This window comes from Phytobacter sp. (genome assembly GCF_059074235.1).
This window is the reverse complement of the sequence record NZ_JCACPZ010000005.1, coordinates 62,737-74,691: the sequence shown is the minus strand read 5'-3', so window position 1 is coordinate 74,691 and position 11,955 is coordinate 62,737. Positions and strand designations below refer to the sequence as shown.

General features: G+C 53.7%; 7 protein-coding genes. 1 reads left to right on the top strand and 6 read right to left on the bottom strand.

Going from position 1 to position 11,955, the window contains the following annotated elements:
* Window positions 1-4: 4 nt before the first annotated feature.
* Entirely contained in the window at window positions 5-1,654 is a 1,650-nt protein-coding gene (locus tag AC5JPW_RS14265) for a methyl-accepting chemotaxis protein (RefSeq protein ID WP_494241331.1), read from the bottom strand.
* Between the two features lie 288 nt (window positions 1,655-1,942).
* Window positions 1,943-2,710, bottom strand: coding sequence for an arylamine N-acetyltransferase family protein (locus tag AC5JPW_RS14260; protein WP_494241329.1), 768 nt, complete (start codon window positions 2,708-2,710; stop codon window positions 1,943-1,945).
* Between the two features lie 36 nt (window positions 2,711-2,746).
* Between AC5JPW_RS14260 and AC5JPW_RS14255 the strand changes: the two genes are divergently transcribed.
* A complete protein-coding gene (locus tag AC5JPW_RS14255) occupies window positions 2,747-4,231 on the top strand; it encodes an aminotransferase-like domain-containing protein (protein ID WP_494241327.1) in 1,485 nt (494 codons plus the stop codon).
* A gap of 77 nt (window positions 4,232-4,308) precedes the next feature.
* Here AC5JPW_RS14255 and tehA read toward each other — a convergent pair whose 3' ends face one another.
* The 4 genes from tehA to treZ all read right to left on the bottom strand — a co-directional run bounded on the left by tehA (window position 4,309) and on the right by treZ (window position 11,791).
* Window positions 4,309-5,274 carry a dicarboxylate transporter/tellurite-resistance protein TehA gene (gene tehA / locus AC5JPW_RS14250; RefSeq protein ID WP_494241325.1) on the bottom strand — a complete coding sequence of 322 codons (966 nt, stop codon included), beginning with the start codon at window positions 5,272-5,274 and terminating at the stop codon, window positions 4,309-4,311.
* A 106-nt stretch (window positions 5,275-5,380) separates the two neighbouring features.
* Window positions 5,381-7,456, bottom strand: coding sequence for a glycogen debranching protein GlgX (gene glgX, locus AC5JPW_RS14245; protein WP_494241323.1), 2,076 nt, complete (start codon window positions 7,454-7,456; stop codon window positions 5,381-5,383).
* A gap of 70 nt (window positions 7,457-7,526) precedes the next feature.
* Window positions 7,527-10,007, bottom strand: a complete 2,481-nt coding sequence (gene treY / locus AC5JPW_RS14240; protein WP_494241321.1) for a malto-oligosyltrehalose synthase — start codon at window positions 10,005-10,007, stop codon at window positions 7,527-7,529.
* Entirely contained in the window at window positions 10,004-11,791 is a 1,788-nt protein-coding gene (treZ, locus tag AC5JPW_RS14235; RefSeq protein WP_494241320.1) for a malto-oligosyltrehalose trehalohydrolase, read from the bottom strand. Before treZ ends, treY begins: the two co-directional genes overlap by 4 nt.
* Window positions 11,792-11,955: the final 164 nt, after the last annotated feature.

The window sequence follows — 11,955 nt, the reverse complement described above, 5'->3', positions numbered from 1 at the left end:
CAACCTAAAAGGTTTCCCAATTCGATTCACGGCTCATTCCGCCGGCTGGTGCGGTGACCAACCGGGAAGGACGTGCGACATTACTGCGTGATGTCGATTCTTGCGAAGCCCCCGGGAGGCGGAAAATATTGATCATCTGCTGGAGTTTGGATGCTTGCTCTTCCAGGCTTCCAGCGGAAGCTGAAGATTCCTGTACCAATGCCGCGTTCTGCTGAGTTGTGGTATCCATCTCTGCCATTGCCTGGGCAATCTGAGTGATGCCGCGATTTTGTTCATCCGAAGCTGCCGCAATTTCTTGCATCAGATCTTTAACCTGCGTAACAGAATGCACAATACCGTTCATAGTTTCGCCAGCCAGATCGACCTGACGCGTACCTTCTTCAACTTGCGATACGGATTCATGTATCAGGTTTTCAATCTCTTTGGCTGCCTGGGCACTGCGTTGCGCCAGATTTCGTACTTCTCCTGCAACAACCGCGAAGCCTCGCCCTTGTTCACCCGCACGTGCGGCTTCCACTGCGGCGTTCAGTGCCAGGATATTTGTCTGGAAGGCAATGCCGTTGATAACAGAAGTGATATCGGCGATACGGCGTGAACTGTCGCTAATATCTTTCATACGTGAAACCGCAGTTGCGACGACATCGCCCCCTTTACTCGCGCTGTGTGAGGTTGCAATGGCCAGTTGGCTTGCTTGCTGGGCGTTCTGGGCATTCAGTTTCACCGTAGAGCTCAACTCTTCCATGCTCGCTGCTGTTTGCACTACAGCAGCAGATTGCTGCTCGGTGCGTGCAGAAAGTTCATTATTGCCCGCTGTGATTTGATCGGCAGCGTTACTGACAGAATGGGAAGCTTCACGAACCATTACCAGTGCTTCAGCCATACGATGCAACAGGGTGTTAAATGCAGTGACAGCCATACCTATTTCATCGTGGCGCCCCACGGGCAACTTGCGGCCAAGGTCGAGATCTTCACTGATACTCACCATCCCATCTTTCATGGAGTTGAGGCGGTTTTTGATATTAAATGCTGTTAATAGACCAAAGAAACCCAGAACCACAACGGCGATAACGGTTGTAATCACAGAGATGATCATTGAGCGGTTAATCAGTGAGTTGGTGGCTACATTTGATTTGGTCACCAACTCTGAGTTGTAGACAATTTGATTATTAAAATCTGTGGTCAGAAAATCTATCTGGTTGATAACCATACCGCCAGGTTTCATAGCAGCCACGATGGCCTGGCGATCATTGGATTCAGAAATTGTAAAATATTGATCTAACGTCGGACGAAAACTTTGTAGATCAGCCATGGTTTTATTGGCTAAGGCTAAATCGTGATCGTCAGAAATGAGGTTTTTTAGGTAACTCTGCTGCTTCTCAAGCAACTCAGCATACATTTTCAATGTATCCTGCTTTATCGCATCCATCGCGGTGTTATCTTCCGTCAGACCATGTAAAAAAAGCCTTCCGCGAATATTGGCCAGTTCAGCGGCTTCTTTGTTAATAGCAGTCAGGCTTGGCAGAATATTCACCTGAAAATATTCTGCATCATCGCCAATTTTCGACATTGAAAAGATTGAAATAACATTTGTGATAATTAGGCTCATAATCAATAAAGAGAAACTAAGCAGTAAGCGCTTGGTAATATTCATCATTCCTCCCGGAACGCCATTCTTTAATATATGGATAGACAGCATTGATGTTGTGGTTATAGCTCATCGGCAAAAAAATGACTTACTTTAAGTCATCTTTAAATATTTTTGATATTCGTAACATAGATGAGAGATGTTATGTTGCAGTTATGTTTAAGGTTTTGATTTTATAGGTAAACTTAGGCAGGTTTTTTTTGTCTGGAATGATCGGTACAGGCTAGATTTGGGGGCGTCTCTGCGATGGGAATGAAAGTAGTGGGTGGCAGCAGAGGGCGCTGTCACCCCGGCAAACTATGAGGCAGACAGCGCAAAGCTGTTTTTCAGGACATGAGTGATCTCGTCTTTCGCCAACGACTGTGTTTTTACGCCATCTGCGGTGATGGTCTTCAGCTTCTCTCCCAGTAAAATCAGGCGGCCCTCGGGGCGGTGCTGTATGACCAGCAGTTTCTGTACAAAGATGGCATCCGGGTGAGTGGAGTTGAGGAAGTTTGCCGGGACGAAATCAATCCACTCCTGCGGGGTAAGATCAAAGCTGTATTGGTTAGCCCATACACCTTCGGTCTTTGCTTGCAGCAGATATTCGCTATCTGTGTTAACGGCGAGGCGAAAAGTATCAAAATCTTGCTCGATGTCGGTATCAAGCAAGTCCAGAGCCAGTGGTGCGCGTATGCCGTAGCTACCGAATCCCAGATCGCAAAGCCATTGACGACCATCAACTTCAGCAACGATGGCCATATGGGTTTTCGGTCGACGCGCTGGGTAGAACATAGGACGCGCCGCGACGAAACGGTAGGGAATGCCTAATGCGGCCAGCGCCATGGCAAATAAGCCATTGAGTTCATAACAATAGCCGCCCCGAAAGTGTTGCAACACTTTACGGGTAATCTCTTCGGGAACCAGAGAGACCACTTTACCTGCCTGAACATCCAGGTTCTCAAAAGGGACCGTATAGAGTTGGTGACGCATGATGGCGTGGAGTGTTTCGGTATCGGCAGTCGCCTGTCCGGTATAGTTTATACGGCGAAAATAAGTAGGAAGATCAAAGTTATCGCTATGCATAATGCCTCCTTAGTGGGCTTGTGTTCGACACTATAGATGGCGTTCAACATTGCCTGTATAGTCAGATTTATCGAAAACCAGACTGCACAGATCGCCATGTCCGTCCCGTCCCTGACATCTCCACACTACCGGCGTATTGCTGAAATGTTGCGCCTCACTCTTGCTTCAGGTGCGTTACGACCCGGTGATCGTATGATCTCCGCCCGTAAACTGGCGGAACGCGAGCACGTAAGTCTGCCAACTGCACTGGAAGCGCTCCGTTGCCTTGAGGCGGAAGGTCTGATTGTTGCGCGTCCGCGCTCGGGCTATTTTGTCCACCAGATAAACCGCCCACAGCCTTCGAATTCCTTGCCAGGCCCCGTTCCTGTTACTCTTTCAGCCGTCGCCAGATCGCTATTCAGCAGTGCAGAAACCCGGCTGGTGCCACTTGGTGCTGCGTTACCTGATCCCGCCTGGCTACCTGGCGAGGCACTTCAGCGAGCGTTGCATGCCGCTGGCCGTCGTCTTGAAGCCCACGGGCAAAGCTACAGCCTGCCCCCGGGTAGAGCAGACCTGCGAAGCAGGATTGCCGCACGCGCTGCTCAGTGGGGGGCTTGCTTTAGTGCGGACGATCTCGTTATTACCGCGGGGGCAACGCAGGCACTGCGTCTGGCTCTTCGTGCCGTGTGCCAACCCGGCGATGTCGTGGCGATCGAGAAACCTGCATACTTCGGCACGCTTCTGCTGTTGGAGGATTTAGGCCTGAGGGCGCTGCAAATCCCGACGGACCCTGCTGAAGGTTTGCAACTGGAATCACTCGCCGACGCGATACAGTGCCACCGTCCCGCTGCCGTCCTGGCTTCGCCGACGGTGCAAAATCCACTCGGAGCCAGTATGCCCGTCGCCCACAAGCAGGCGCTTGTTGCTCTGATTGAGCATGCGGGTATTCCGCTTATTGAGGACGATGTCTATGGTGATCTGGCTGGTGATGGGCAACGTCCTCCTGCCTGCAAAGCATTCGACCAGAGTGGGAATGTGATTTACTGCAGTTCATTGTCTAAAACTCTTGCGCCGGGCTGGCGAATCGGTTGGATTGCGGCCGGGCGCTATCATATGCGGGTATTACAGGCGCGTATGGCGGGCGATTGGGCGGGTGCGCCAATGCTGGAGGCCGCGGCGAGCGAGATGCTGGCAAGTGGCGATTATGAGCGTCATCTGCGACGCCTGAAGGCGCGGATTGCGCAGGGCGTACAAGCGGTCATCGCTCGGGTCAGGGCGAGTTTCCCGGCAGACACACAAATTACCGTTCCAGCGGCAGGTTTCTTGATATGGGTTGAACTACCTCAGCAAATTAATGCACTTGAAGTTCATCGACGGGCACTGGCGCTGGGTATTGGCCTCAGCCCTGGCCCTTTGTTTTCGCCTGGGGCTGAATTACAGAACTGCTTGCGGTTAAATTGTGCGAATGAACCCACGCTGCGTTTACTCAGCGCCGTAGAACAGATTGGGATGCTTTGCCATGAACTGATGGGAGAGTATTAGCGATTTATTCGGCATGAATATTGGCAGAGGTGACATTTCACGTCACCTCACGACCTGGCGCTACACAGCAAAAGGGGCTATTTCACGTCCTGCCGGACAATCAGCTTACCTTTCACCAGCAACATAAACGTTTTCCACATTAATAAACCCATTACCAGATTGGCACCGATAAACAGCGGGAAAGACATCCAGTAGAGTGCACCGCCGGGTGCTGCACCGTGGCCGAGTTTGATGGAGGTGGTCGCCAGAGAGGCGACACCGAATGAGAAGCTCCAGAAACTCGGATTAAACGGCTGTACGCTGTACCACGGGATCAAGCGGATCATAAACAGCATTTGCAGCAAACCGTAGCCAAACAACAGCTTGGCAAACACATCAGCCTGGCTCCCATTGAGACTAAGCCAGGCACTACAGGCGACAAAGGCCGGGGCCATCTGAATACCGAGCGATGTACGCACTGCCGGACTCATCTCATCCAGATTGCGCATCCGGCTTAAAATGGCCGGTTCCAGGCTGAGCCAGGAGAGAATTCCCGCGCCGAGAAACAGCAGGCCAACATCGGTAAAGCCCATCGCCCCACAGGCCATTGCGCTAATAAAATTATTGGCAACGGTGGGCAGATACAGGCCCGGCGTAGTGGCCTCTTTCGGGTGCGTCCCGCGCCAAAGTCCCGCTGTCTGCCAGGCCGAATAGGCCAGTTGGGCCGTCACGGCTACAAGGAAAAGCATGAGCGCAAGCGTAGGAAACCAGGGCACCAGACCAATAGAGACCAACATGCTGGTGGCGGGGATCAGGCTGACAAAACTGCTTTTTAGCGGATGGGTAATCTCTTCAACAATGGTCGCACGGTGACGCACTAAACGGCTGACAAAGGCGATCAGCAATAATCCCCAAATGACAATGGCAACAATGACCAGTACATCGGCTGGAAGCGTGGTAACAGGCCAAATGGTGGCCGCGAAGCGCCAGGCAAAACCCAGCCCAATAATGCCGAGCACCATACCAAAGTAGCCGGCGGGAAGGTTGATATGCGTATTTTTCATGGTGTGTCTTTTAACGACGAGCGAAGGGCAAAGTGTATAGCGTTGCTTCCCAGGCGTAAATCAGCACGGCGCAACAGGTGACAACGTCACGTCGTGCTGAGTCAGATTACGGTCTTCTGAACAGCACCAGGCTGCGGCCTTCGAGCGGGTAGTCTGTTTCCTGGGTGATCACCTTGCAATGTTCGGCCTTGTCGGATGTCGATAATTCCAGAACCCAACCGCCGTTGCCAAATTGCGGAATACGAAAATCAACCTGTCCCTCATACGGGTTGAATAACATCAGCACGTCGTGCCAGACGCCGGGTTCGGTTTGCAGATCGGGGCGGCCAATATACGCGCCAAGCGTTGTGCCTTCTTCCCAGTGTTCGGCCTGTTGCACGCCGCCTCCGGCGTTGAACCACTCGATAATCATGCCATCACGCCAGTTTTCCCGGCGCAATAACGGCTGGGTTTTACGCAGTTCAATAAGGTGGCGGGTGAATTCACGCAGCGCTTCATTAGACGCCGGGAGATCGTCCCAGTGGATCCACGACACTTCGCTATCCTGGCAGTAGCCGTTGTTGTTCCCCATCTGGCTTCTGCCAAACTCATCACCCGCCAGTAGCATCGGCGTGCCGTGAGAGAAGAAGATGGTGGCGAGGAAGTTACGCTTTTGCCGTTCACGCACTGCGTTGATAGCAGCATCATCCGTTGAACCTTCGGCACCGTAGTTGTATGAACGGTTATCGTTGTGACCGTCGTTATTGTCTTCGCCGTTTTCTGCATTATGTTTCTCGTTGTACGAGACCAGATCGTTGAGCGTGAAGCCATCGTGAGCGGTAATGAAGTTCACACTGGCCCAGGGGCGGCGACCACGCTGATCGTACAGGTCACCGGAGCCAAGCAGACGGGCGGCAAAGTCACCGGAAACGTTATCGCCTTTCCAGTACTCGCGAACCGTATCGCGGTATTTATCATTCCACTCCGCCCATCCTGGTGGGAACCCTCCGACCTGGTAGCCACCGGGACCGATATCCCAGGGTTCACCAATCAATTTCAGGCGGGAAAGCACTGGATCCTGAGTCATGGCATCGAAAAAACCGCCGCGTTGATCAAATCCTTCCGGCTCACGACCCAGAATGGTACCCAGATCGAAACGGAATCCGTCGATATGCATCGACTCCGCCCAGTAACGCAGAGAATCCATCACCATCTGCAACACCCGGGGGTGCGAGGTATTTACCGTGTTTCCCGTACCGGTGTCATTGATGTAATAACGATGCTGATCGGGCAGGGTGCGGTAATAAGAGAAGTTGTCGATGCCCTTGAACGAGAGCGTCGGGCCGAGTTCGTTGCCCTCGGCGGTGTGGTTGTAGACCACATCCAGAATGACTTCGATGCCCGCATCGTGAAATGCCCGCACCATGTCCCGAAAACCCTGGATTTTACGCGGGCCGTAATAGCGGGAAGCGGGAGCAAAAAAGCCCAGCGAATTGTAACCCCAGAAGTTTTTCAGCCCCTTATCAAGCAGGTGCTGATCGTCGGGGAACCAGTGTACCGGCAGCAGTTCGACCGACGTAATACCGAGACTCTTGATGTAATCGACGCTGGCCTTATGGCCCATGCCTTCGAAGGTCCCACGCAGATCAGGGGGCAGCGCCGAATTAAGCTGCGTAAAGCCTTTCACATGGGTTTCGTAAATCACCGACCGCGGCCAGGGAATGAAAGGACGGTTTGCATCCTGCCAGTCAAAGGCATTTGGGTCGATCACCTGACATTTCGGCGTAAAAGGCGCGCTGTCACGCTCATCGAAGGTCAGATCTTTGTCTTCGTGATGCAGGTCGTAGGCAAAATGTGCGTCGTTCCACTCAATATTACCGACCAGCTCCCGGGCGTAGGGGTCAATCAACAGCTTGTTGGGATTAAAGCGATGCCCGTTCTCCGGGTCGTAAGGCCCGTATACTCTAAAGCCATAGAGCGCTCCCGGCTGTAATCCTGGTACATAACCGTGCCAGATCTCATGCGTGTATTCGGGCAGCTCTAACCGGGCGATTTCTGTTTTACCACTTAGATCAAAAAGGCACAGCTCAACGCGTTCAGCGTGTGCTGAAAAAAGGGCAAAATTGACGCCCTGACCATCAAAATTAGCGCCGAGCGGCAGACTTTCGCCCGCCACGATGTCGAACGGTTTTCCGTTAGCCATAAATCCCTCTCCATAACATGTTGGTTTTATAATGTTTACAACGGACCAGAATCAGTGTGTGGCAAACGGATCAACCGCTTAGCACCCGCATCGGGGTGTGATTATCAAGAGCGATTTTGTCTGTCAGAGTGAGTGTTTCACCGGTCAGGACGTCCTGATATCGTCGCCCGGCAAGCTGTGCCGGGAGCATCACTTCTGTAGCCTCCCAGTAATTGTGTTCAGCATGCAAAACCAGACGCGGCACAATCACAATCAGCGCCTCATCAACGTGTAAGCGGGCGAAGGCGATAACCTGCCTGCCATGTTCACCTGTCGGCGTCAGCGGTAAATATTCCCCCAACTGGAACAGGGCCGATTTTTGTAGACGCAAATGCAGCAGTTTTGCAATCAGATGCTGCTTCAGTTTGCCGCTTCGTAAATCGTCATCATTAAAAACCACCGGGGCATTCATCTCGCCCAGCATGCTGGCGAGCGCAGCATAATCCGGCTCGCGGCGGTTATCCGGATCCACAAGACTGAAGTTCAGCGCCTCACTGCCCTGGTAGATGTCCGGCACACCGGGCGCTGCCAGTTTGATAAGGGTTTGCGTCAGGCTGTTCATCAGCCCGGCACGGATAAACGGCTGAAGCGAACGGGTAAAATCAGCCAGAAAACGCGCATCGTGAAACAGGTGGGACACATAGCCGAGTACAGCCTGTTCGTAGGCATCGTTAGTGTTATCCCAGTTAGTGCGCAACTTCTCTTCGCGCAGGGCCTTTTCAACATAAGGTAAAAAGCGATCTTCCAGCGCTTTCAGACCCGCGCTGTCTTCAGGTGTCAGGGTGACGGGCCAGACGCCTGCCAGTGCCTGGTAAATCATCCATTTGCTGCCGGAGCGGGGTGCCAGACCATCGTCAATCCTGACCACCTGTGATTTGTTCATGTCACGCCAGCGGATCACGTTCTCCGCCCACTGTTTAGGGACTTCGGTGAGGGTATAGAGCCGTGCGCGGGTGTCTTCGCCGCGCTTAGTGTCATGGGTAGAGGTGGTGGAGAGGGCATCCGGCTGTCGCTGGCGGCGGGTCTGCATATCCCGATGGAAACGTTCAATGGAGTAACTGCGCGGTAGTGGCTCTGCGCCGACTTCGTTGAGCGCCAGATCCATGTGCTGACGGAAAAACAGCGTGTCTTCCACCGATTTTGCCATCAGCGGCCCGGTAAGCTGCTGAAAGCGCGTACGGAATTCACTGGCCTGTTCGGTAGCTTCGTGACTGACGTCACCTGCGAGAATATCGACCAGGAACTGCAGCGCTTCAGGGTGAGGGGCATTGGGGCTGAGCCTGACGGTTTCAGCAACTTTTTCGAGGCGTTCACGATCGTCAGGTGTCAGTCCCTGAGCCGTACCGTAGGTGCGGTAAACCGGGAAAGTTACCAGTAGCTCGCGCAGCACGGCACGCAGCGGGGTTTCGCTGACGCTTGTTTTCTCAGAACTGGCGATCGTAGTGCTCAGTGAGAGCAGACGAGAAAACTCGCCCTCAAAATTACGATCCACCATCAGTAGTTTGGCTTTGCGCAGCTCGCTTTCCATGTCCACCGACCGGTCGAGCACCTCCTCATAGAGGCTGAATAGCGTGCCGGTGTTTTCACTATCCACCAGCGCATCAGAGAGTGAAGCGATAAATTCATAACCAGTGGTGCCGGATATGGGCCAGTCAGCCGGAATCTTCTCGCCTTCGCCGAGGATCTTCTCCACGGTGATGTAACACGCTGACCCGGCATGCTGACGTAATTGCTCCAGATACCCTTTCGGATCGGCAAGTCCGTCAACGTGATCGACGCGCAACCCGTCCACTGCCCCCGAATGGACCAGCTCCATAATCAGACGGTGGGTATCCGTGAACACGGTTTTATCTTCCACCCGCATCCCGACCAGGCCCGTTATCTCGAAGAAGCGACGGTAAGAGAGCTCGAACGGCGCATTGCGCCAGCAGATGAGTCGCCAGGGCTGGCGTTCGTGAAGCTCGGCAATCGCGGTTTTATCGGTGAGTGTCAGCCCTTCGGTTGTACCCGGCGCGAGCGGGTAAAAACTGTCAAAATAGGCGAGGGACAACTTCCCGCTTTCGGGATCGGATTTGACGCTGATGTCGCCACTGTCCAGTACATTTTCAAACGTATCGCCTAAAAATGGCAGAGTAAGGGGCCGCGACCAGTCGATATCAAAGTGGTTCGCGTAACGGCTCTGTTCACCGTGCTCAATCACATCGCGCCACCATCCATTTTCCAGTGATGCCGCCATATGGTTAGGCACAATGTCCAGGATAAGCCCCAGCCCGGCCTCTTTTAAGGCATGGCTCAGGCGATCAAACCCTTCGCGACCACCCATCGCCGGATCGATTTCATTGGCATCCGTGACATCATAGCCATGCGTTGAATCCGTGGTGGCGGTGAAAATGGGTGAGGCATACAAATGGCTGATGCCCAGTTTTTTCAGATAGGGCACCAGCGTGACGGCACGGTCGAACGTCATGCCGTTACGAAACTGCAGACGGTAAGTCGCTGTTGGAATACTCATGGTGCATCTCCTGGCGCAAGACGGACAACCACTGAATGGGGGGGCAACTCATGACCCGTTCCGGGCAGGGCGAACAGGGTTTCTCCAGGAAGCATGGCGGCAGAATGCGTTTGTTCGCTGATGTTCACTGCCAGTGACAGTGTGCCTTTGGGAAAAGCCCAGGCAACGGCAAAAAAACCAGGGGCGGTTTGCACGATCTTGCCGGAGTGGCCTTTGGCCGTCGCCAGCAGAGGAACGATATGTTGTTGACGTAACGCGAGCAGTTTATGGCTGAGTGCCAGCCAGGCTTTACCTTCGGGTGTCTCCTGTGCGGCCCAGTTGAGTCTGGAGGCGGTAAAGGTGCTGAGTGCGTTCGGGTCAGGCACGTCGGTGCCTTCATAACCTGAATGCCCCTCAAACTCTTTCGCGCGTCCTTCACGCACGGCTTTCGCCAGAACGCCATGAAAATCGGTAAAGAAAAGGAAAGGATGGGTTTCTCCATACTCTTCGCCCATAAACAGTAACGGAATATGTGGTGAGAGCAGTAGAGCCGCATACAGGACCTGGGTACGTTCCGCGCCTGCCAGCGTCAGCAGTCTTTCGCCCAGAGCACGGTTGCCTATCTGATCGTGATTCTGAATAAAATCAACAAAGGCCACTGGCGGCTGGTTCCTACTGTCGACACCGCGTTTTTCGCCACTCTGCGGGGAGACCTCGCCCTGGTAAGCAAAACCTTCGGCAAGTGTGCGTGCGATCAGTCTTTCCGGGGTGTCGGCAAAATCCTGGTAATAGGCGTGGGTTTCACCGGTGGCGAAGACATGCACGGCGTTGTGGAAATCATCATTCCATTCGCCGGTAAACAAAGGAACAGCACCGTCTTCATTGCGCGGATGCAGGGAGATGATATTGCGGCAATCTTCGGTGGTGAGATGAACCGGTCTTGAGGTGATTTCCGCCCGAATACGCTGTGCAATCTCAGTCAGGATGTGCGGATTGGTCGCATCTTTAATCTGGTCGATAGCATCGAAGCGCAGGCCATCAAGATGAAACTCTTTCAGCCAGTAGAGCGGCGCGTCGGCAATGTAGTGCCGTGCAGCGTCAACGTCATACGCAATGCCAGCGCCCCAGGGCGTCGGGCGTGTAGCATCAAAAAAATCCGGGGAGAGCAGGGAGAGGTAGTTTCCTTCCGGGCCGAAGTGGTTAAGCACGATATCAAGCACCACGGAGATCCCATGACCGTGGGCGGCATCCACAAAGGCTTTCACATCGTCCGGCGTACCGTAGGCACTATGGGGAGCGTAGAGCAACACGCCGTCGTAGCCCCATCCCCGGTTGCCCGCAAACTGCGACAGCGGCATCAGTTCAATCTGGGTAATACCCAGTTCGGCAAGATAAGGCAGTTTAGCGATGGCGGCCTGGAAGGTGCCTTCTGGGGTAAACGTACCGACGTGCAGTTCATACACAACGGTTTCTTCCCAGGGACGACCCTGCCAGTCGGTGTGCTGCCAGCGGTATTGCTGCGCATCAACCACCAGAGAAGGGCCATTCACGTCGGCTTTTTGTGCGCGTGAAGCCGGGTCCGGAATAGCCATTCCGTCGGCCAGCACAAACTGATATTCACTTCCGGGTTTGATGCCTTCAACGCGCAGCTCAAACCAGCCCTCGCCAACAGGCGGCATGGCAGTGTCACGACCCGAAAGCCGCAGTGACATAGCCTGCTGCCCGGTTGCCCAGACACGAAAAAGCACAGCGCCGTTATCCTGGTACTCAGCGCCCCAGCGTTTACTGCATGATTTCGACTCCATTCAACTCCCTCGTATACCACCAAACTCTCAATGGACGGCAAAAGGTCTCAGGCAGGCCTGAGACCAACAAGCATACGAAGAAAATCATAGACCATTATGGGAAAAGAGATGTGACAGTGTCACTTTTTGTAGGGCGTGGGGAATGCCCTGTCATCACGCGAGGG

Coding starts and splice junctions, on each gene's coding strand:
- AC5JPW_RS14255 (WP_494241327.1), top strand. CDS start 2,747: ATGGCGTTCAACATTGCCTGTATAGTCAGATTTATCGAAAACCAGACT.
- treY (WP_494241321.1), bottom strand. CDS start 10,007: ATGAGTATTCCAACAGCGACTTACCGTCTGCAGTTTCGTAACGGCATG.
- tehA (WP_494241325.1), bottom strand. CDS start 5,274: ATGAAAAATACGCATATCAACCTTCCCGCCGGCTACTTTGGTATGGTG.
- treZ (WP_494241320.1), bottom strand. CDS start 11,791: ATGGAGTCGAAATCATGCAGTAAACGCTGGGGCGCTGAGTACCAGGAT.
- AC5JPW_RS14260 (WP_494241329.1), bottom strand. CDS start 2,710: ATGCATAGCGATAACTTTGATCTTCCTACTTATTTTCGCCGTATAAAC.
- AC5JPW_RS14265 (WP_494241331.1), bottom strand. CDS start 1,654: ATGATGAATATTACCAAGCGCTTACTGCTTAGTTTCTCTTTATTGATT.
- glgX (WP_494241323.1), bottom strand. CDS start 7,456: ATGGCTAACGGAAAACCGTTCGACATCGTGGCGGGCGAAAGTCTGCCG.